This window comes from Variovorax multivorans (assembly GCF_051216835.1).
Classification (GTDB): domain Bacteria; phylum Pseudomonadota; class Gammaproteobacteria; order Burkholderiales; family Burkholderiaceae_C; genus Variovorax.
In genome coordinates, this window is record NZ_JBPJZL010000008.1 from 165,097 (window position 1) to 185,540 (window position 20,444).

At 67.2% G+C, this 20,444-nt stretch carries 19 protein-coding genes; 8 read left to right on the forward strand and 11 right to left on the reverse strand.

Going from position 1 to position 20,444, the window contains the following annotated elements; genetic code table 11:
• Window positions 1-6: 6 nt before the first annotated feature.
• From ACSFCA_RS22370 to ACSFCA_RS22385, 4 genes are all read right to left on the reverse strand, one after another.
• Window positions 7-657: an OmpA family protein gene (locus ACSFCA_RS22370; protein WP_093058182.1), complete on the reverse strand. Its 651-nt coding sequence runs from the start codon at window positions 655-657 to the stop codon at window positions 7-9.
• The gene (locus ACSFCA_RS22375) at window positions 657-3,014 is read right to left on the reverse strand and encodes a DUF802 domain-containing protein (RefSeq protein WP_435461228.1); all 2,358 of its coding nucleotides are present in this window, start codon (window positions 3,012-3,014) and stop codon (window positions 657-659) included. Before ACSFCA_RS22375 ends, ACSFCA_RS22370 begins: the two co-directional genes overlap by 1 nt.
• Window positions 3,011-3,745: a DUF3348 domain-containing protein gene (locus ACSFCA_RS22380; RefSeq protein ID WP_435461229.1), complete on the reverse strand. Its 735-nt coding sequence runs from the start codon at window positions 3,743-3,745 to the stop codon at window positions 3,011-3,013. Before ACSFCA_RS22380 ends, ACSFCA_RS22375 begins: the two co-directional genes overlap by 4 nt.
• Window positions 3,746-3,869: 124 nt before the next feature.
• Window positions 3,870-5,120 (reverse strand): FAD-dependent oxidoreductase, encoded by a 1,251-nt coding sequence (locus ACSFCA_RS22385; RefSeq protein WP_435461230.1) that lies wholly within the window; start codon window positions 5,118-5,120, stop codon window positions 3,870-3,872.
• A 237-nt stretch (window positions 5,121-5,357) separates the two neighbouring features.
• Here ACSFCA_RS22385 and ACSFCA_RS22390 point away from each other — a divergent pair, with 237 nt between their 5' ends.
• The 7 genes from ACSFCA_RS22390 (at window position 5,358) to ACSFCA_RS22420 (ending at window position 11,200) form a co-directional block, all read left to right on the forward strand.
• On the forward strand, window positions 5,358-7,427 hold the full coding sequence (locus tag ACSFCA_RS22390; RefSeq protein WP_258353469.1) for a carbon starvation CstA family protein: 2,070 nt from the start codon (window positions 5,358-5,360) through the stop codon (window positions 7,425-7,427).
• Between the two features lie 4 nt (window positions 7,428-7,431).
• Window positions 7,432-7,638 (forward strand): YbdD/YjiX family protein, encoded by a 207-nt coding sequence (locus ACSFCA_RS22395; protein WP_093058085.1) that lies wholly within the window; start codon window positions 7,432-7,434, stop codon window positions 7,636-7,638.
• Between the two features lie 112 nt (window positions 7,639-7,750).
• Entirely contained in the window at window positions 7,751-8,173 is a 423-nt protein-coding gene (locus tag ACSFCA_RS22400; protein WP_435461231.1) for an SEL1-like repeat protein, read from the forward strand.
• Between the two features lie 76 nt (window positions 8,174-8,249).
• On the forward strand, window positions 8,250-8,951 hold the full coding sequence (locus tag ACSFCA_RS22405) for a hypothetical protein (protein WP_435461232.1): 702 nt from the start codon (window positions 8,250-8,252) through the stop codon (window positions 8,949-8,951).
• Between the two features lie 21 nt (window positions 8,952-8,972).
• A complete protein-coding gene (locus tag ACSFCA_RS22410) occupies window positions 8,973-9,638 on the forward strand; it encodes a phosphoribosyltransferase (RefSeq protein WP_435461233.1) in 666 nt (221 codons plus the stop codon).
• Between the two features lie 62 nt (window positions 9,639-9,700).
• A complete protein-coding gene (locus ACSFCA_RS22415; protein ID WP_435477427.1) occupies window positions 9,701-10,399 on the forward strand; it encodes a hypothetical protein in 699 nt (232 codons plus the stop codon).
• A 66-nt stretch (window positions 10,400-10,465) separates the two neighbouring features.
• The gene (locus tag ACSFCA_RS22420) at window positions 10,466-11,200 is read left to right on the forward strand and encodes a hypothetical protein (RefSeq protein ID WP_435461235.1); all 735 of its coding nucleotides are present in this window, start codon (window positions 10,466-10,468) and stop codon (window positions 11,198-11,200) included.
• Window positions 11,201-11,237: 37 nt separating this feature from the next.
• Here ACSFCA_RS22420 and metC read toward each other — a convergent pair whose 3' ends face one another.
• The 4 genes from metC to ACSFCA_RS22440 all read right to left on the reverse strand — a co-directional run bounded on the left by metC (window position 11,238) and on the right by ACSFCA_RS22440 (window position 15,803).
• Window positions 11,238-12,443, reverse strand: a complete 1,206-nt coding sequence (gene metC, locus ACSFCA_RS22425) for a cystathionine beta-lyase (RefSeq protein ID WP_435461236.1) — start codon at window positions 12,441-12,443, stop codon at window positions 11,238-11,240.
• Between the two features lie 34 nt (window positions 12,444-12,477).
• Window positions 12,478-13,488: a Bug family tripartite tricarboxylate transporter substrate binding protein gene (locus ACSFCA_RS22430; RefSeq protein WP_435461237.1), complete on the reverse strand. Its 1,011-nt coding sequence runs from the start codon at window positions 13,486-13,488 to the stop codon at window positions 12,478-12,480.
• A gap of 55 nt (window positions 13,489-13,543) precedes the next feature.
• On the reverse strand, window positions 13,544-15,127 hold the full coding sequence (locus tag ACSFCA_RS22435) for a rhodanese-like domain-containing protein (protein WP_435461238.1): 1,584 nt from the start codon (window positions 15,125-15,127) through the stop codon (window positions 13,544-13,546).
• Window positions 15,128-15,212: 85 nt separating this feature from the next.
• Window positions 15,213-15,803 (reverse strand): cysteine dioxygenase family protein, encoded by a 591-nt coding sequence (locus ACSFCA_RS22440; RefSeq protein ID WP_435461239.1) that lies wholly within the window; start codon window positions 15,801-15,803, stop codon window positions 15,213-15,215.
• A 106-nt stretch (window positions 15,804-15,909) separates the two neighbouring features.
• Here ACSFCA_RS22440 and ACSFCA_RS22445 point away from each other — a divergent pair, with 106 nt between their 5' ends.
• Entirely contained in the window at window positions 15,910-16,788 is an 879-nt protein-coding gene (locus ACSFCA_RS22445) for a LysR substrate-binding domain-containing protein (protein ID WP_093058093.1), read from the forward strand.
• Between the two features lie 15 nt (window positions 16,789-16,803).
• Here the strand turns inward: ACSFCA_RS22445 and ACSFCA_RS22450 are convergent, their stop codons facing one another.
• Genes ACSFCA_RS22450 through ACSFCA_RS22460 form a run of 3 tightly spaced genes read right to left on the reverse strand, consistent with a single transcriptional unit; the run spans window position 16,804 to window position 20,433 of the window.
• The gene (locus tag ACSFCA_RS22450; protein WP_435461240.1) at window positions 16,804-18,378 is read right to left on the reverse strand and encodes a diguanylate cyclase domain-containing protein; all 1,575 of its coding nucleotides are present in this window, start codon (window positions 18,376-18,378) and stop codon (window positions 16,804-16,806) included.
• The gene (lplT, locus tag ACSFCA_RS22455) at window positions 18,353-19,615 is read right to left on the reverse strand and encodes a lysophospholipid transporter LplT (RefSeq protein ID WP_435461241.1); all 1,263 of its coding nucleotides are present in this window, start codon (window positions 19,613-19,615) and stop codon (window positions 18,353-18,355) included. Before lplT ends, ACSFCA_RS22450 begins: the two co-directional genes overlap by 26 nt.
• Complete coding sequence (locus tag ACSFCA_RS22460; RefSeq protein ID WP_435461242.1) at window positions 19,612-20,433, reverse strand: GNAT family N-acetyltransferase; 822 nt, start codon at window positions 20,431-20,433, stop codon at window positions 19,612-19,614. Before ACSFCA_RS22460 ends, lplT begins: the two co-directional genes overlap by 4 nt.
• Window positions 20,434-20,444 lie beyond the last annotated feature (11 nt).

Consider the following 20,444-nt stretch of genomic DNA (forward strand, 5'->3'; position numbering starts at 1 on the left):
TCTTGATCAGTCACGGGGCTTCGTGTTGGCGTTGGAAGGGCGCGGCGTGGGCGCCATCTCCACACGCCGGTTCTTCGAGCGCCCGTCGGCATCGGCGTTCGACGCCACCGCCTGCTCGGAGCCGAATGCGGCCGCAAAGATCGACGACGACGGAATGCCGGCCTCGATCAACGCACGGGTCACTGTCAGGGCCCGCTGGGCCGACAACTCCCAGTTGTCCGCAAACTGACGCGCGTTGTCGCGCATCTGCCGGTCGTCGGTGAAGCCGCTCACCATCAGGATCTCGTCGCGCGACTTGAGGTACGCGGTCAGCGGTGCGGCCAGGCTCTTCAGCAGTTGGCGGCCTTCGGGCTGCAGCTCTGCTGAGTTGAAGGCAAACAGCACGCTGCCGTTGATGCCGATGCGCCCGTTGGCCAGCGTCACGCGGCCGGCCGCGAGCGGCCCTGCCAGGGCCTGTTCGAGCGTCTGCAGGCGTTTGGCCTCGGCCTGCCGTTGCTTGACTTCGGTTTCCAGCTTCGACGCAAGCTCCAGCTGCATGCCGAGGGCGCACACGAGGATCAGCACAAAGGCTCCGAGCAGGCCGGCCATCAGGTCGCCGAACACCGCCCATACCGGCACGCCCGGCTCGTCGAAGCTGGCGTCGAGCTCTTCGCGCATCATGCTTCGCTGTCCACCGGCGCCTGCTGCTGCCTGCTGGCGATCTGCTGCATGTCTTCGACGATCTGCTTCTGCGACATGATGCTCAGGTCGATCACTTCACGGGCCTGCGCCACGTAGTAGGCCAACTGTTCATCGCTGCGCGCAATGGACTTGCCCAGTGCGCCTTCGATGCGCTGCAGGTGGCCCACGAGCTTGTCGTTCGATTGGCTGAACATCTGCACTGCGAGGCCGAAGGCTTCACCCAGGCTGGCCACTTCGACGGCGCTGCCAGTGATCTGCGCGGCAACGGCGGCCATCTTCTCGGACTCGGCATCGGCCTTTTCAGTGAAGCGGCTGCCAACGCGCTCCAGCAGGTCCGCCGATGCGGACACCAGCGTGTCGATGGCCGTGCGCTGTTCGGTGGACGCGTGGTTCACTGCATCGAGCAGGGTGGCCAGCGTTTCGAGGATGCGGCTGCGTTCTTCCAGCATTGCGTTGTCGCGCGTCATGCTGTCGGCGAGCTTCTGGCGCAGCTCGGTCACTACTTCGGCTGCGGCGCGGGGCGCTTCTGCAGCGGCTTGCAAGAGCTGCGCGATTTCGGCGACGGTGTTCTTCGCATGCGCCTCGGTCTGTGCCGTCATGTCGCGTGCGGTCTGCGCCACCGTGTCGAAGAGCTGCTGCTGCTGGCTTGCGTTGTGTGCGTTGACCTGCTGCCATTCCTGCTGCAGCGAGGCAGCCATGGCCGTGAGCGATTGCGTCCAGGCCGAGAGGCGTTGCTCGTCGCGCGATGCCATCTGGGACATCACTTCGGCCGCGGCCTGCGGTGCTTCAGCAGCGGCTTGCAGCAACTGGGCGATCTCCGCGACGGTGTTCTTCGCATGCGCTTCGGTCTGCGCGGACATCTCGCGCGCGGTTTGCGCCATCGTGTCGAGCAGCTGTTGCTGCTGGTTCGCGTTGTGCGCGCCAGCTTGTTGCCATTGCTCTTGCAGCGATGCGGCCATGGCCGTGAGTGATTGCGTCCACGCCGAGAGGCGTTGCTCGTCGCGCGATGCCATTTCGGTCTGCAGCTTCGTGTGCGCCTGGTCCACGGTGCTCAGCAGCGATGCGGAGTGTTGCTCGAATGTGGCCGCGGCTGCCGACAGGGCCTGGTGCGAATCGCCCGACAGCTTCTCGCTGACGCGCTGATGCTGCGCGAGTGCGCTACCCCAGGTGTCTGACACGGTGCTCACGCTGCTTTCGAGGCGAGCGGAAACGCTGTCTACCAGCGCTGCGGAGCGTTGCTCGAAGGTCTGCGCGAAATGGTCGTGCGAGCCGCGCATGTCATTCGACAGTGCCTCGGTCGTGCGCTGGTGCTCAGCGAGCGCGGTCTTCCAGGTGTCTGCCACGCGGGTGGTGGTGGCCTCGAAGCGGCTCGAGAGGCCGTCGAGCTGCTGCTGCACGGTGTGCGAAATGGTTTCGTGCAGCGCGGCCGTCTCGCGCGCAATGCCGGCCATGGTCGCTTCGACGACCGGTTGAATTGCAGCGCTGGCGACGCGTGCGCTTTCGGTCAGGCTGTGCTTCAGCGACTGGTCGACGGAAGTGGCGAGGCTGCCGTACACGGCTTCGGCCTTGCTGTGGAAGTGGTCCTGGCTGCTGACGAGGCGTTCGTTCAGCGCCTGGGTCTGCCGCTCCATCGCGTGCATCATCGCCTGCAGCTGGCCGACCAGCTCGGGCATGGCGTGGGCCTGTTGCTGCAGCAGCTTGAACGATTCTTCACGCTGATGGCTGAGCGAGAAGACGCGCAGCACGGTCGCGATCTTCGTGTCGAGCATCTGACCGGCCTGCAGCCGCTCACGCCGGCTCAGTGCCGAGGCAAGGCCCAGCATCGCCGACGCGGCCACGCCTGCCACCGAAGTGCCGAAGGCCAGGCCCAGGCCCTTCACCGGGGCGGAGAGCGAGTCGCGAATGGTCTGCAGGTCGGTCGAGCTCTCCAACGCCAGGCCGGTGCCCTTGAGCGTGACCACCATGCCCACGAAGGTGCCCAGCATGCCCAGCAGCACCAGGAAGCCGGCAAGGTACGGCGTCATTGCCGGGCCGGGCAGGCCGACGCGCTCGCCTTCGATGCGCAGGCGCACGGCGTTCTGCAGCGAAGGGTGCAGCTGGCCGAGCCAGGTGCCAAGGCTCTCGGGCGGGGCAGAGAGGTCTGCCACGGCGTGCGTCAGCGTGGCCGTAGCCTGCTGGAAGCGGTGCAGCTCCAGCGCGCCCATGATGTAGAACGCGCCGACGATCACGGTGACGGCCAGCGCCAGCGGGTTCGTGCCGATGTATCCGGCGCCCACCCAGCCAACGACGGCCAGGCCTGCGACAAAGACAGCGTAATGAAGGAATCGGGTCATGTAGTTCTGGTGGCCTGGGTGCGAAGGGCTTCGAGCAGCCCTTCGACCGGTTGAAATCGAAAGTCCAGTTCGGCGAGCAGCACGTCCTGGGCGTCCTTGCGGAACACGGCCAGCCACGCTTCGTCGGGCTGGGCACTGTTGTCTTTGTCTGTCTCTGTTTCGCCGGCCGGCAGGTCCGGCACCTCTGGTGTCCGGCTGGCCTTGCGCAGGCGCTCGAAGTGCTTTTCGAGGATGCCCGGCACGGCAGACAGCAGGCTGTGCTCGCGCGCCTCCAGCACCTGCGCCATGACCACGTCCACGGACGCGAGCCGGGCCATGGACGGCGACTTTGCCGCCAGCGCCGAGCGCAGCCGGCTGCGCAAAGAGCCTACGCCTGCATCCATCGCCTGTTGCCGGGCGAGATAGCGTCGGCGGTAGGGGGTGAAATCTGGCGTTGCGTCCTTGCTGGTGCCGAAGGTGGTGTCTTCGACGATGGCGTTTGCCAGCGCGGTTCGCACGCGATGGCATTCGCTTTCTTCGGTGTTGCGGGGAGCGCGCGTGCTGGCCTGTGTTGTTGCCGGTGCGCCGTCGAGCGCTGCGGACAGCGAGATGGCGTCGGTCCAGCCGAACCACTGGCTCAACCGGTCAGCGGTGGGCTGTGCGGGTTCGCGAGCGTCGATGTCGGTCAGTCGTGAAAGCAAGCGAATGAGCGCCGAGCCGTTGAAACCTGTGCGCCTTGAAACTTGCCCCATAACCTCCTGAACGCGCTTGAACGCACCTCTTCGAAAAACCTCGCAGTCTACAACAGGGCCCTCTCTCGAAGGCCTCCCTGGCGGCCTCGCCAGACCTCGGCTGTGTAACGAAATGCCAGCTTTTTCATTTTGTGCGCGGCGAAGTTACGTGCTCGGGCCGCACGCCCATTCCCACGGCCCGCGCCGGGAGCCTGCGCAGCAGCGGCCAGCGTGCGAGCAGCCGCAGCGGCCAGGGCACGTGCCCAACCGTGGCCGTCAGCTCGCCGTGGAGCACTGGCATCAGCACTCGGTCTTGTATGAAGCGCTGCACGGCCTGCGTCACGCGCACGGGCCATTCCCTGCGGCGCTGCAGCTGGGGCAGCAGGGTGTCGATCTCCTTCTCGGTCGCTGTGCCGGCCAGCGCAGTGGCCAGCAGGTTCGCGGCAGCCACGGCGTCCTGCACGGCGAGGTTGATGCCGACGCCGCCCACCGGCGACATCGCGTGCGCGGCGTCGCCGATGCACAGCAGCCCGCGGCACGACCAGGCCTCGAGGCGGTCGACCGTCACTTCGAGCAGCTTCACCGCGTCCCAATCGGGCAGCGCCTCAGGCAGCCGCGCGGCGAGAAAGGGCGCGATCTTCCCGATCGCTTCATGGAACGCCCCGATGCCCCGGGCCTGCAGCGCCTCGTGCCCGCCCTTGGGTATCACGAAGGCGCATTGCCAATAATCGCCCCGGTTCAGCGTCACCAGAAAACGCCCGCCCGCGATGTGGCCCGCGGTGGCTGATGGGTCGCCGGCCTGCCGGGGAATGGCCATCCACAGCACGTCGATTGGCGCGCCATAGCTGATGTGCGGCAGCGCGGCGGCATCGCGCAGCGCGGAGTGCCGGCCATCGGCCGCCACCACCAGCGAGGCGTGCAGCTCGACGTCTTGCGGCTGGCCCGCGCGGCGGCCGCGCCGCACCTTCACGCCGTTGACGCGGCCCTTGTCCTGCAGCAAGCCGATGGCCTCGGCATCGGTCCACAACTCGAAGCCCGGGTAGCGCCGGGCCTCGTCGCACATGAAGTCCAGAAACTCCCACTGTGGCATCAGCACGAGAAACCTGCTGTGCGCTGGCAGGTGAGTGAAGTCGGCCACGGGAATGCTGCGGCCTTCGATGGTGGCGCGCAGTTCCTCGATGCGGTCGTGCGGGCGCTGCAAAAAGGCTTCGAGCAGGCCCAGCTCGTGCAATATCTCCAGCGTGGACGGGTGCACCGTGTCGCCGCGAAAGTCGCGCAAAAAGTCGAGATGCTTTTCCAGCACGACGACGGGCACGCCGGCCCGGGCCAGCAGAAGGCCCAGCACCATGCCGGCAGGACCGCCACCTGCGATGCAGCAGCGTGGTTGTGTGTCCATGGCTTCTATCTTTTCGCTCCCTGATCCGCTTCGTTCGCTTCTTGAAGACCGGGCTCTATGTTCGTGCCTGGTCCGTTTCATGCGTGTAGGCCCGCAGGCATTGCACAGCGGCCCGGCGCCAGCCGTATCCGGGTTTTCCATTACGCAAAGCCACGCGCCCGCCCTGCGCAGTCCGACGGATGCGCCCGAGCCGCAGCCCGGCAAAACTCCTCGGGTCAATAACGAGGAGACATCCGCATGCACAGCATCCGACGCCATCTGGTGTGGCTGGTCGTGGCCGTGGTCGGCGCTTTCGCGCTCGGCACCGTGGCTCTGACCCGAGGCGAAAGCGTCAACGCCCTCTGGGTGGTGGCCGCCGCGATCTGCACCTACCTGATCGCCTACCGCTACTACAGCCTCTTCATCGCCGACAAGGTGCTGGGCCTGGACGGCAACCGCAAGACGCCGGCGCACCGCCACAACGACGGCCTCGACTACGTGCCGACCGACAAGAACGTGCTGTTCGGCCACCACTTCGCAGCTATCGCGGGTGCGGGCCCCTTGGTGGGCCCGGTGCTCGCCGCGCAGATGGGCTACCTGCCCGGCCTGCTGTGGATTCTGGCCGGCGTGGTGTTCGCCGGTGCGGTGCAGGACTTCATCATTCTCTTCATTTCCACTCGGCGCGATGGCCGCTCGCTGGGCGATCTCGTCAAGCAGGAGATGGGCGTGGTGCCCGGCATGATCGCGCTGTTCGGCACCTTCATGATCATGATCATCATCCTCGCGGTGCTGGCGCTGATCGTGGTGAAGGCACTGGCCGAATCGCCGTGGGGAACCTTCACGGTGGCTGCGACGATTCCGGTGGCGCTGTTCATGGGCGTGTACCTGCGCTACATCCGCCCGGGGCGCATCGGCGAGGTGTCGCTGATCGGCTTCGTGCTGCTGATGCTCGCCATCTTCGGCGGCCAGGCCGTGAGCCAGAACCCCGAATGGGCGCCGCTCTTCACTTTCGACGGCAAGGCGCTCACGTGGATGCTGGTGGGCTACGGCTTCATCGCGGCGAGCCTGCCGGTGTGGCTGCTGCTGGCGCCGCGCGACTACCTGTCGACCTTTTTGAAGATCGGCACGATCATCGCGCTGGCCATCGGCATCGTGTTCGTGATGCCCACGCTGCAGATGCCTTCCATCACGCAGTTCGCGCAGGGCAACGGCCCGGTGTGGTCGGGCAGCCTGTTCCCGTTCCTGTTCATCACCATCGCTTGCGGTGCGGTGTCGGGCTTTCATGCGCTGATCTCTTCGGGCACCACGCCCAAGATGCTCGACAACGAACGCCACGCGCGCTTCATCGGCTACGGCGGCATGCTGGCTGAATCGTTCGTTGCGGTGATGGCACTGGTTGCTGCCTCGTGCATCGAGCCGGGCATTTACTTTGCGATGAACAGCCCCGGCGCGCTGGTCGGCACGACCGCGCAGCAGGTGGCGGCCACGGTGTCGAGTTGGGGCTTCGTGATCACGCCCGAGATGCTGGTGCAGACCGCCAAGGACGTCGGTGAAACCACAATCCTCGGCCGTGCAGGCGGTGCACCGACGCTGGCCGTGGGCATGGCCCACATCCTCCATCAGGTGATCGGCGGGCAGGCCATGATGGCCTTCTGGTACCACTTCGCGATCTTGTTCGAGGCGTTGTTCATTCTTACGGCTGTGGATGCCGGAACCCGCGCGGGCCGCTTCATGCTGCAAGACCTGCTGGGCAGCTTCGTGCCCGCACTCAAGCGCACCGATTCGCTGCCGGCCAACCTCGTTGCCACGGCGCTGTGCGTTTCGGCCTGGGGCTACTTCCTGTACCAGGGCGTGGTCGATCCGCTGGGTGGCATCAACACGCTGTGGCCGTTGTTCGGCATCTCCAACCAGATGCTGGCCGCCGTGGCGCTGATGCTGGGCGTGGTCGTGCTGTTCCGCATGAAGCGCGAGCGCTATGCGTGGGTGGCCATTGCACCGGCCGCATGGCTGCTGGCCTGCACGCTCACGGCTGGCTGGCAGAAGATCTTCTCGGCCGACCCGAAGATCGGCTTTCTCTCGCACGCCGCGAAGTACACCGACGGCATCGCCAACGGCGTGCTGGTGGCGCCGGCCAAGACGCCCGAGGCCATGTCGCGCATCGTGTTCAACGACCGTCTCGACGCGGCGCTGTGCGCGCTCTTCATCTTCGTGGTGCTGAGCGTGCTGGTGTACAGCATCAAGGCCTGCCTTGCGGCGCGCGCGGCCAACCGGCCGACCACCAAAGAAACGCCGTTCGAGCCCGTGGGCGCCGCAACGGCTGCTCACTGACGCCATGGGCCTCGCATTGCCGGAAGCCGGGCGCTACTTTGCGCGCTCGCTCAAGCAGTCGCTGCGGCTCATGGTCGGGCTGCCCGACTACGACGCCTACCTGACGCACATGGCGGCCACCCACCCGGACCGGCCGCCGATGAGCTACGAGGCCTTCTTCCGCGAGCGGCTGGAGGCGCGCTACGGGGCAGGCAAGGGGCGCTGCTGCTGAGCGTGAAGCCCCCAGGCTCAGGCCATGCCTGAGCCCGCCTGCGCGAATTCCAGCTTCTTTCTTCGGCGCCGCGGCGCGACGATGCCTCCAACGTCACTCGTGGAGAACATCGATGCCATCCGAACTCAACCAGATCACTGGCTTGTCGCTGCGCTGGCGCGTCTTGCTGTCAGGCGTGCTGTTGCTCGTGGCGGCGATCAGTGCGGCGCATCCGTCGTCGAATGCGGGCGTCGAGCTGCAGTCGGAGCAGCGCTTTCAACTGGCCCTTGAGGCACAGGCCGCACGCGACTACCGCTCGATGCTCGAAGAGCTGCGGCAGGCCGCCACCGAAGGCCACGCCGAGGCGCAGGAGATGCTCGGCATGGTGCTGATGACCGGCCCCGCGCTTTACGGCACGGCCGTGAAGGCCGACCGCTGCGAGGCGGGCATGTGGATGCGCCGCGCGGCGGTGCAGGGCAGCGAAACGGCGAAGGTGCAGCTGACCTTTCTGAACCGGCTGCGCGCCTCGCCTGCGGGGAAGAACGCCTGCGGTTGAATGTGTCGTCCCTGGTCGCACAATGGCGCATGGCGACGAGGGCATGCTGTCGCCCTCGACACAAGGACCGTCCTTCATGCGCAACGTGCTCGATTTCAGTTCCTGGCAAGGCCTGCTCACGACCCTGATGGGCCTGGTGCTGGTGTCTGTCGTGGCGGTCGGCATACGCCTGCTCGTGATGCATAGCGTGCAGCAGCGGCGCGAACGCCAGAACCGGCAGATCAACGAGCGGTTGAAGACGCTCATCGCGGCTTACAAGGTGCTGGGTGGTTCGTTCACCGGCGACCTTGCCGTTGACCCCAGCCATCTGCGTGAGCTTCGGCAGCGGGCTGGGGCTGCGGTGCCGGAGGATGCGGCTGCTCATGCAGATGTGTCCGCATCGGACCGCCGTCGCCGCATCCGCGATGCCGTGGAAGCCGCGCTCTCCGACGTGATCCTGCTGGGCACCGAGACGCACGTGCGCCTCGCGGCCAAGGCGGCCAGCGACATGGTTGCAGGCCGCACTGTCGAGACTGCGGAGCTGGTCGTGGCGCTGCGCACCTTCATCCGCGACGTGCTGGACCTCGACCCCGTGCCTGCGGAACTGGGCATTCCCAGGCAGGGTCCCGTGCGGGCGAAAGGCACGCTTGCGCGTGGTGATCGTGGCGAAGGAGCCGGTGGTGGACGAGGCGGTGGTGCCAAAGGCGGCGGTGGAAGCGGCGGCGTGGGCATGCGATCCGAGACCGTTCTGGAAAGCAACGACGCCCACGCGCCGGGTTCGGCAACTGGCGCCAGCTGATCGCGAGCGAAGAGGCATGCCATGTTCAAGGACCGAGCCGACGCCGGCCGGCAACTGGCGTCATTGCTGAGCCAGTACCGCGATGCACAACACTGCATCGTGCTGGCACTGCCGCGAGGCGGCGTGCCAGTGGGTGCGGAAGTGGCCCGCGCGCTGCACCTGCCGCTCGATGTGCTGGTCGTGCGCAAACTCGGTCTGCCCGGACACGAGGAATACGCCGCTGGCGCCATTGCAGTCGGCGGCATTCGCGTGACGGGCGAGGAGGCGCCCGGCATGGCGCGCACATTGAAACGAGAGCAGCGCGAACTGCAGCGGCGCGAGCGCGCATACCGGGGCGATCGCGCGCCGCTCGACCTGCACGGTATGACGGCCCTGCTGGTCGACGATGGGCTCGCAACTGGCTTGTCGATGCGCGCAGCGGTGATCGCCGCACGGGCACTCGGCGCAGCCTCGGTCATCGTTGCCGTGCCCTTGGGCAGTACGTTCGCGTGCCATGCGCTGCAGGCACCGGCCGACCCGTCAGCGCTGACCTGCATCGGCAGCGTGAGCCCCGCCGAAACCCATGCCGACGAGGTGATATGCCTGCACACGCCCGAGCCCTTCTTCGCCGTAGGTGCCTGGTACGAATCGTTCGAGGCGCCCAGCGATGAAGAGGTGCGGCAGACGCTGGCGCAATGGCGTCGATGATCTTTCTCCTCAGACGCCTCCGCACCGTAGACTCCTGCGTCACCAACGAGCGGAGCGGAGTGATGGTCCAGAGAGAAGTACACAACGAGAGAGTGGGACGAAGCGCCTTCCGCTTCGCAATGCGTGCGGGAGCATTGATTTCATGCGCGGCGCTGCTGGTTGCTACTGCCTTGGCACTGACAGGCTGCGCATCGCATGACCCGAATCTCAAGCGCATCTCCGGGGATTCCATCGAACTCCACGAGAAGCTGATGTTTTCCGCCATCGCAGGCGCAGCGCCCGGCGTGCGGCACTACCACGGCTTGTTGCCCGGCACCTACAAGGCCACCATGGAAGACAAGGCCGGCCGGTACTACTTCGGCAACGGTGCCCTGCTGGTGCTCGGCGGTCAGCAGAATGCCGATGGCACCACCGAGGAGCCGCTGGCCGTGGGAGGGTTCTGGCTGGCGAAGGACAAGGGCGCATCTCCGCCGATGCGCCTGTTCTACCTGCCGAAGTTCCGGGATCAGGGCACGATGGTGAACGGCGTGATCGTGAACACCATTGTGCAAACTCCGGGGCTCTCGGTCGGACAGGCCGGCATTGCCGGTGCGCTGGGCGGCGCGATTGCCGGGGCAATCGTCGAGAGTGGCGCCGTGGGGTATGGCCCGAAGAACGGGGAGCCGATCTTCGTTCCGTTCAAACAGGTGCTGGATGAGAGTCTGCTCTTCACCCAGGCCATGGCTGGCCGCGCTCCGGACAAGGCGGAAGAGGCTCGTTGAGACAGGAAGCACCTACAGGCAATGAAGAACGCACTCTCTTGACCAACGAAACCGAGTCTGGCGCCGATGCCCATCCATTCATTTGCCGCAACCGACCTCGTCTTCGATCACCAGAAACTCGGCGTGCTTCTGGTGTTTCCGACAGAGCAACTGCCTCTGGCGCGACTTCGTCCCAGCCCGGTCGACCTCGAGGAACTCGTCGACAGCCCGCATCCTTATTTGCGTGAAATGGCCGAACAGGCCTTGCAGCGGGACAACGGAATCAAGAATGCTCTGGACGTGATCGCGAGCGAGTTCGAATTTGCTCCGCTCCCCACGCTGAAGCGATGGTGTCAGGCCAACGGCTTTGCGGCGGTTGCCTCGGCATTGGCGCAACTGCCTGTCGCGGCGGCGGAAGGCACCTTCAAATTCAAGGGCTACCTTCCGACCAGGATCGACGAATCAGCGGCAACACGCTACGCCGCGTTGCTTCTCCTCATGGCTGTGCGTGCGATCTTCTTTGGCGAGCGAAGAGGTCTGGATCAGATTGTCGGCAGTATCGAGGCCAAGGGCTGGCGTTATGCCCGTGTACTTCCAGAAGACTCTGCGCTCGTGGTCAGCGGCTTCATGACGCTGTCCGAACATTTTTCCGATCTGGGGATGGCGACGGTGCTCCGCTCATGCGCTCAGCGGACGGTCGATGCCGTTCATCCCGAAGACAGGCCTGTCGCTGCGCTCGCAATCACTTATTCGTTGCTGGTGTCGGCTGGTCGTTCCGCATTGGCCAAGAATCCCCTGCTACTTCTGAAGTTCGCTAGCTGAAGAATTCAGAGCTTCTTTTCGGTCGGGTGCTATGCCTTCAGCGCGGAGCATTCATCGCCTCGAACCCGCGCGCCAGATCCGCCGTCAGATCAGCCGGCGCCTCCAGCCCGACGTGCAACCGCACCACCGCCCCGCGCTTGCTCCAATCCGTCACGCTGCGCGCCGCGCGCATGTTGGTCCACGCCACCAGGCTTTCATAGCCGCCCCACGATGAGCCACGCCCGAACAGCTTGAGCGCATCGACAAAACGCTCGACCGCAGCGCTCTCGATACCCGGCTGCAGTTCGATGGAAAGCAGCCCGTTCGTACCGCTGCAATCACGCTTCCAGATATCGTGCCCCGGATGCTGCGGCAGCGCAGGGCAGAACACAGTCGCCACTTCAGGCCGCTTCTGAAGCCAATGCGCCACGTCCAACGCATGCCGCTCGTGCATCTGCAGCCGTGCCGACAACGTGCGCATGCCGCGCAGCACCAGCCATGCGTCGTCGGGGCTCACGGTCATGCCGAATGCATCGCAGCGCTCGTTCAGCGGGCGCCATGCGGCTTCGGTCGTGGCGACGGTGCCCATCATCACGTCCGAGTGGCCCGAGAGGTACTTGGTGGCGGCCATCGTCGAGATGTCGGCACCTAGCGTCAGCGGCCGGTACTGGCAGCCTGAGCCCCAGGTGTTGTCCGCCGCGAGCAGCGCGCCGCGCGCGTGCGTCAGCTCCGCGAGCTTCGGCAGGTCGCACATCTCGTAGACCAGCGAGCCGGGGCACTCCGCGTACACCAGCCGCGTGTTCGGCTCGAACAGCTCTTCGATGCCGCTGCCGTCCGCCGCGAAGAAGCTGCTGCGAATGCCATACGGCTCAAGAAACGAATGCACGAGGTTGCGCGTGGGCTCGTACACGCTGTCCGACATCAGCACATGGTCGCCCGGCTTCAGGTACGACAGCAGCACCATGCCGATGGCCGCGAGGCCGGTCGGAAAGAGCCGCGTGCGGTAGGCGCCTTCGAGCTCGCTCACTGCGTCTTCCAGCGCGAAGGTGGTCGGCGTGCCGCGTGCGCCGTAACTGAAGATGCGCTCGTCGTCGCGCCGCGCGCGTGCGTCGCGCATTGCGCCCACGCTGTCGAACAGCACGGTGCTCGCGCGAACCAGGGGCGTGTTGACGGGCACGCCGCCGGCATAGGAAGGTGCCTTGCCGGTGCGCGTGAGCCGGGTGTCGAGGGAGAGTCCGGGGGAGTCTTTGTGCGAGTTGGACATGGTGTTCAAGCGTTGGCCAAGCCTCGATGGTGCGTCAATCTGCCTTCGCACCGGAAAGTTTGACGATGCGCGACCAGCGGTCGATGTCCTGGCGCAGTTGCGCGGCGAAGGCTTCCGACGAGTTGGCCACCACTTCACTGCCACCGTCGTTCACGAGCTTGGTCACCTCGGGCATGCGCAGCGTGCGCACGATGGCTTCGTTCAGGTAGGCCACTCGTTCGGGCGGTGTGCCGGCCGGTGCGAAGAAGCCGTACCAGTCTTCGAAGCGCGCACCGGCGTAGCCCAGTTCCTCGAGCGTCGGCGCATTCTTGAAGATGCCGATGCGGCGCGGGCTGGTCACGGCCAGCACGCGCAGCTTGCCGTTCTGCACCAGGCCCGCGACCGAAGATGTCGAGGTCACGAGCACATCGACCTGTCCACCGAGCAGGTCTGTGAGCGCGGGGCCGGCACCCTTGTAGGGCACGTGCGTCATGGCGATGCCGTCGTCCTTCGACAGCACCACGCCGACGAGGTGCGACAGCGTGCCGTTGCCGGGCGTCGCATACGTCACCTTGCCGGGGCTGGCCTTGGCCTTGGTGGCGAGGTCGGCAAAGGTCTTCAGCGGCGAGTTGGCATCGACCACCAGGGCGAGCGGCGCGGCGTTGATCTGCGTGATGGGAATGAAGTTCTTGATCGGGTCGAAGCCGGGTGCCGCATACAGCGTGGGGTTCACGGCCATGATCGACACCTGCGAGGTGAGCACGGTGTAGCCGTCGGGCTTGGCGTCTGCCACGGCCTTTGCGCCGATGTTGCCGCCTGCGCCGCCGCGGTTGTCGACCACGGCCGCCTGTCCCATGATTTCCGGCAGGCGCGTGGTCACGAGGCGCGCCGTTGCATCGTTGCCGCCGCCGGGCGGGAAGGGCGAGATGAACTTCACCGTCTGCGACGGATAGCCGTTGCGCGGCGCGAGCGGTTCGGCTGTGGCTGGCTGCAGGGCGAGCGCCGCGAGCCATGCGGCGGCGACGGCGAAACGGGCAAGGTGCGGGATGCGGCTGGCGAACGACATGACGGAACTCCTGATATAGGAACTGACAAGGACGAGCGGAAAGCGAAAGCCGGGCTCAGGCGTGCGATGCGGCGGTGGGAAGGCGGAAGGCGGCGCGCTCCTGCGCGTCGAGCTGCGCGACGAGGCCGGTCTCCCATGCGAGGTAGCGGCGCGCGGCTTCCTTGTTGCCGTCGTGCCGGTCGTGCACGAAGAACAGGTAGTCGATGCAGTCGCTGTCGGCGGGCAGCGCGGGCGTGGCCTCGACGGGCAGTCCTGCGGCGCGCCATGCGGCCATGCCACCGGCCAGCAGCAGTGGCGCGGGTGAGAGGAGGCCTGCGAGCTCGGAGGCTGCGGCCCATGCCGCGAGCGCGGCATCGTCGGCAATCAGCACGAGCTGGCGGGTCTCGCCCTTCACGTCACCCGCGAGGCGAGGGCGAATCGACCAGCGGGCCTGAGGGATATGGCCGGCGCGAAACTGCATGCTGGCGCGCAGGTCGATCACCGCCACCTCGTTGCGCTCGATGCGCGCGGCGAGGGCTTGCGCATCGATGGTGGCCAGTGCGGATGCTTGCGGCGCGGCAGCGGGCGCGAGCGACAGGCCACTTGCCAGCCCGCCTTCGAGCACGCTCGCGTCATGCCCCATCTGCCGCAGCCAGCTCGCGATGGTCGGTGCGCGCACGCCGTCGTTGTCGAACAGCACGAGCCGCGCGCCGCGCACGCCGAAGTACTGGTCGCCGGCCTGCATCAGCTGGCCGCCGGGCGTGTGCTGCGCACCGGGCAGGCTGCCGGCCGCGAATTCTTCCGGCGTGCGCACGTCGCACAGGAACAGGCTGCGGCTCGCATCGGCGGCCCATTGCTGCACGGTCTGGGCGTTCACCGCCAGCACGTCGAAGCGGGCGGCCAGTGCCTTGGCGGCGGGGCGCAGGTCGGTGTTGCCGCTGTCGTCCGCATAGCGCCGCGTGCCGCCATGCTCCAGCGTGTGGTCGCCCAGGTACCAGCCCTGCGTGCCGTTCTCCAGCGCATAGACGGGGTTGGGCAGCCCGAGGTTGATGAGCGTCTGCGCGCCGATGATGCTTCGCGTGCGGCCCGCGCAGTTGATGACGATGGGCGTGGTGGTGTCGGGCACCAGCTGCCGCACACGGTAGGCCAGCTCGCCGTTGGGGCAGCAGGTGGCGCTGGGGATGTTCATCTTGTGGAACTCGCTGACGGGGCGGCCGTCGAGCACCACGACCTTGTCCTTGCGCGCCAGCATCTCGGCGAGCTGGTCGGCGCTGACGCGAGGCGTGTGATAGACCTCTTCGGCCAGCTCGCCGAAAGTCTTCGAGGGCAGGTTGACGCCCGCGAACAGCACGTAGCCCGCGGCCTTCCATGCGCGGGCGCCGCCTTGCAGCACGTGCACGTCTGTGTAGCCCAGCACGGCGAGCCGCGCGGCGGCGCGCTCGGCCACGTCGGCATCGCCTTCGTCGTACACCACCACACGCACGCCGTGGCGCGGCACGAGGCGCGGCGCGTCGACTTCCAGCCGGCTGAAGGGCAGGGGAATGCCGTAGAACAGATGCGCCTCGCCGTACTGGCCGTGCTCGCGCACGTCGAGTAGCGCGATTTCGCCGCTGTCGTGCAGCCAGGATTTGAGGGTCTTCGGGTCGATGAAGGAGGTCATGAGAGCAAGTCGTTGGGACGAACGAAGTCCTGCGAGGCCGCAGCGCGCGGCCCGCATAAGGAAAAGGAAAACCGGAAAGAGAGGCTTAGCGGCGCGTCTGCACGCCGATACCCATGGTCTGGTACGTGCCTGCTGCCAAGTCGTAGGCGGTGCGCTGGTTCAGCGTTTCGAGTGCGCGGCCATACATGTGCAGGTGGCGAATGACCTGCTCGCCCTGGATCTCGACCGAATGGATGTCTTCAGGCATCAGCGCGATGCCCTTGCCCGGCGCGACGACGACCAGCTCCGTCTGCTTCAGCTTGCCCACGCCCGGCACGCTGCCGTCGTCGGTGCGCTCGTACACGCGGTTGTGCTCGGTGCCTTCCACGGCCGCGATGCAGGCCCAGGTCGTGTGGTTGTGCGGCACGATCTTCTTGCCCGGGCGCATCACGTTCAGGTACAGCGCGTAGCTCTGGTCCGGGTCTTCGGCGATCAGGTAGCGGGCCTGGTGCTCGCCGGCCTCGGGCGGCGGAAAGTCGGCGGCGCCCCAGTATTCGGTGTGCGCGGCCAGGTCTTGCAGCGAATCGAGCACCACGTCGAGTTTTTCGCGGGTGGCTTCAGCGCCGCCGATGGCTTTCTTCATGTCGGCGATGGACGCCGCTACGGCCTGGCGGCGTTGCTCGGAAGGGGTGCTCATGCAGTTTCTCCAGTGGGGTTGCCTGTTTGGTGTGCATTCACTGTAGTGACGGGGGCGTGACGCAACAATCCAAGCAGAGCAGGAAACACATCAATAAAATTAATGTATGCCCACGCTCGATCTCGAACTGCTGCGCTCTTTCGCGGCCGTCGTCAGCCTCAACAGCTTTGCGGCGGCGGCCGTGCACCTGGGCCGCACGCAGTCGGCCATCACGCAGCAGATGCAGCGGCTGGAGGAGCAGATCGGCCATCCGCTGTTCGCCAAGCAGGGGCGGCAGAAGCGGCTCACCGAGCACGGCGAACGGCTGCTCACCTACGCGCACCACATGCTCGCGCTGAACGACGAGGCGCTGCGCAGCCTGCGGCAGGGGCAGCTCGAAGGCAACCTGCGCATCGGAGCGCCGCACGACGTGGCCGAGACCATGCTGCCGCTGCTGCTGACCGAGGTGGCGCGCACCTCGCCGCTGCTGCAGCTCGACATTCACATCGGCCGCAGTCCTTACCTCATGACATCGCTGAAGAGCGGCGAGGTCGACATGATCATCTCCAACCGCGCCGACGAGCAGTCGCAGTTCGAAGGCGTGGTGCTGCGCACTTCGCCCACCGTGTGGCTGTGCGCCGCGAGCTACGTGCACGACCCGACGAAGCCGGTGCCGCTCATCATGGCGGACGGCCCCAGCATCTTTCGCCGCATCGGCCATGAGGCGCTCGACGCGGCGGGCGTGGCCTGGACGCCGCGCTATACCTCGTCGAGCCTGATCGGCATCAAGGCTGCCTTGCGCGCTGGGCTGGGCGTGACTGCGCGCGGCGTGGAGCAGCTCGATGCGGGCCTGCGCGTGCTGGGCGCGGGCGACGGCATGCCGCGGCTGCCCGACCTGGCGTACTACCTCTACGTGCGCAGCCATGTGGTGAACCCGGTCACGCGGCAGGTGTTCGAGACACTGAAGAAGCACCTGCGGCTGCCGCGTACCGACATGCCGGCGTAGGGCTCCTGCTGTCGCCTACATCATTGCGTAGCTGCCGCGCCCGCCCTGCTTGGCCCGGTACATGGCCTTGTCGGCCGTGGCGAGCAGGTCTTGCGGTGTTTCGCTGCCGTTGCCCAGGGCGATGCCTATCGACACGCCGATGACCATGCTTGAACGCTCCAGCTGCAGCGGTTGGGCGATCGCGTCGATGCATCGCTGTGCCAGCGTCAATGCGGCCTGTTCCACGGGCTCTTCGAAGTCGGTGGCCAGCAGCACGAACTCGTCGCCGCCGATGCGTGCCACTGTGTCTGTGTGCCGCACCAGGGCCCGCAGCCGGTGCGCGATTTCCCCGAGGGCCTTGTCGCCCGCTTCATGGCCGAATGTGTCGTTGAGGTCCTTGAACCCGTCGAGGTCGAGGTAGAGCACGGCTACCTGCTGCGCGCGCTGCCTGGCATGGATCAGCGCCTGTTGCAGCCGCTCGTCCAGCAATTTGCGGTTGGGCAAGCCTGTCAGCGTGTCGTGGTGGGCCAGGCGAGCCAGCGCCTCCTGGTTGTCGAGCAGCTTGGCCAGCAGCCGGTTGAAGGCCTGCGTCAGGTGCCCGATTTCGTCGTTGCGCACCACCTGCACCGGTGCCAGAGCGATCTCACCGCGGGTCATGCGGTCGGCCTGGTCGGCGGCGCGCAGCAGCGGGCGCAGCAGCCACGCCATGATCAGGCCGATCACGACGAGCACCGCCGTCACGGCGGGCGCGCGTTGCTGCAGGATGAAGGTCTGCATGCGCGACACCGGGGCCAGCGCTTCTGAAACGGGCAGCCGCGCCACCACGAACCAGCCGCTGTTCGGCACCGATGCAATGGCGGAGATTTCTTCGATGCCCCTGGCGTTGCGCGTCGTCCCGCTGCCGCGAAAACCCGCCATGGCCCGGTCGTGCAGCGGGTTCACACCGTCGGGCGGGGTCGGCGTGAGAGACATCGAGACGTCCGTCGAGGCGACGAAGATGCGGTCGCGCGGCGAGATCACCAGGATGCCGCCGGCCTGGCCCACGCGCCCTTCTTGCAGGTGGTCGAGCAGGCCGTCTGCGGAGAGGTCCGCCGTACCAAGCAGCACAGCGATTACCTGGCCGGCGCCGTTGCGTACAGGCACGGCCATTTGCAGGGCCGAGTGCCGCGAGGCCGTGGCCCGCGGGCGACCCACCGCGCGCTGCCCGGTGGACGCGGCGGCGAATTCCAGATCGCCCGTTTCAAGCTGCCCAATGCCGTCGAGCCGCTTGCCTGTGACGTCGGCGACCACCAGTCCGAGCGGGAAGACGGGGCTCAGCGCGCTGCGCTCAGCGAGCCATGCATGCAGCTGCTGGGGCCGCGCCAGGAGTCCCGGCGGCAGGGTGCCCGCCATGCGCTCCAGGAACGAGAGCCGCTCGCCCAGGTAGTTGTCGACGTGGCGGGCCACGTAGGCGGCCAGCGCTGTCTGCTGCGTCGCCACCGATTTCGTCAGGTCTTCCCGCAGGAAGCGGGTGAGCTGGATATAGCTGGCGGCGGTGCCCACGACAGCCATCGCCAGACCCATCACGAGAAGACGAACGACCAGGCTATTGGCGGATTTTCGGAGATTCACTCTGGCTGCGGGTCGAGAGGCGGTTAGGTGCGGGACTGTATCCGAAGCGCTCCTGCGGCCGCTGACGGCGCGACCAGAGGAGGGCCGCACCCATGGCCAGCACCAGGAAGCCGCCGAAGCCCGCCAGCGTCGGCAGCAGCGGCGCGTCGAAATACAGCAGCGCGCCGTACACCCCCAGCATTGCCAGCGAGGCCAGGCTCTCGTTGAAGTTCTGCACCGCGATCGACTGGCCCGGGTGCATGTACAGCAGCCCGCGGCTTTGCAGCAGCGCGTTCATCGGCACCAGCAGCAGGCCTGCGAGCGCGCCGATTGCTACCAGCAGCCCGGCGGCCACGGCGGGCTGCGCCACCAGCGTCATGAGCAATATCACGGCGCCCAGCGCGACACCGATCGGCAGCGCGCGCAACGCACGTTCGAGCGGAAACCAGCGGGAAGCACCGACAGCGCCGGCCGCCATGCCGATGGCCACCGCGATCTGCAGCAGCGCGCCCTGCGACAGCGTGAGCCCCAGCCGCTCGGCCGCCCAGCGCAGCACCAGAAACTGCAGCGTGGCCGACGCCGCCCAGAACAGGCTGGTAACGGCCAGCGAGATGCGTGCATCGGCATCGCGCCACAGCAGCGCCAGCGAGCCCCCGAAATCGCGCAACAGCCGGCCCGGATGCGCCAGCGCCGCGCGGTCGCGCGCCGGGCTGTGCGGAATCGCGAGCGTGCAGGCGGCAGCCAGCAGGTACACCGCGCCGATGGCGGGCAGGGCAATGCCCTTGTTCACCAGCGTGCTGCCCAGCGCCACGCCGAACAGGATCGACAGCACCGTGCCCGCCTCGATCCAGCCGTTGGCGGCGACCAGCTCTTCTTGCGGAATCAGCTCGGGCAGGATGCCGTACTTGGCTGGCGAGTAGGCCGCGGCGCCAAGGCCGACCAGCGCGTAGGCCACCAGCGGCTGCACCTGCCACAGCAGCAGGGCGCAGCCGCCGAGCTTGACGAGGTTGGTGGCCATCAGCACGCGGCCCTTCGGCGCCGCGTCGGCCACGGCGCCCGCGAAGGCGGCGAGCAGCACGTAGGAAAGATAGAAGAACAGCCGCAGCGCGGGCGTCATCCAGCCGGGCGCGTGGCGCTGCATAAGCAGGTCGATGGCGACGATCAGCAGCGCGTTGTCGGCCAGCGAGCTGAAGAACTGCGCGGCAACCACCGAACGCAGCGCGCGCTTCGACCGCGCGCGTGGGGCCGCCGCGCTCACGCGGTCATGCCGAAGAAGTGCTGGCGGTAGCGCGGCGACACGTCGTCCACGCGCAGCATCAGCGGCAGGTCGGCGGTGTTGAACGCCACGTCGAGTGCGGGCGGGCCGAGCAGGCGAGCGCCGCAGCGCAGGTAACCCTTGATGAGCGGCGGCGCTGCGGGAGGCGCCGTGTCGCTGTCGGCATCGGCGTCTGCGCCGGTGTCCAGCGGCAGCGCGACGCGCGGCTCCACGCGCCAGCGCTGCTCGACCAGGTGCGTGCGGCACAGCCGGTGCCACAGCCGCGCGGCCGTCGCGCCCTGGTCGTCGAGCCCGATGCTGGCGCAGCCAATCATGGTGTCGAGCGCGTGGTCGACCATGTACTGCCCCAGCGCAGCCCACAGCGCCATGATGACGCTGCCAGAGCGCCATTCCGCATCCACGCACGAGCGGCCCAGCTCCAGCGCGCGGCCGCGCAGCGGCGCGAGCGGCGACAGGTCGAACTCGGTGTCGGTGTAGAAACCGCCCGCGCGTAGCGCCGCTTCGGGCGTCAGCACGCGGTAGGTGCCGATGAGCGGGCCGGGGCCGTGCAGCGGATCGACGGCGCGCACCAGCAGGTGGTCGCAGAAGGCGTCGAAGCGGTCGACGTCGAGCCCGGGCGGCGTGCCTTCGGGCGGCGTCAGGTGCGCGCCCATCTCCTGCGCGAACACGCGAAAGCGCAGGCGCTGGGCGTCGCGCACGTCTTCTTCGCAATCGGCCCAGCGGGTTTCCAGCACGGGCGCAGCGGCCGCGAGTGGCGTGGGCGAACAGTGGGGCAGGGCGTGCGTGGCGGTGATGTCCATGTGTGTGCGGC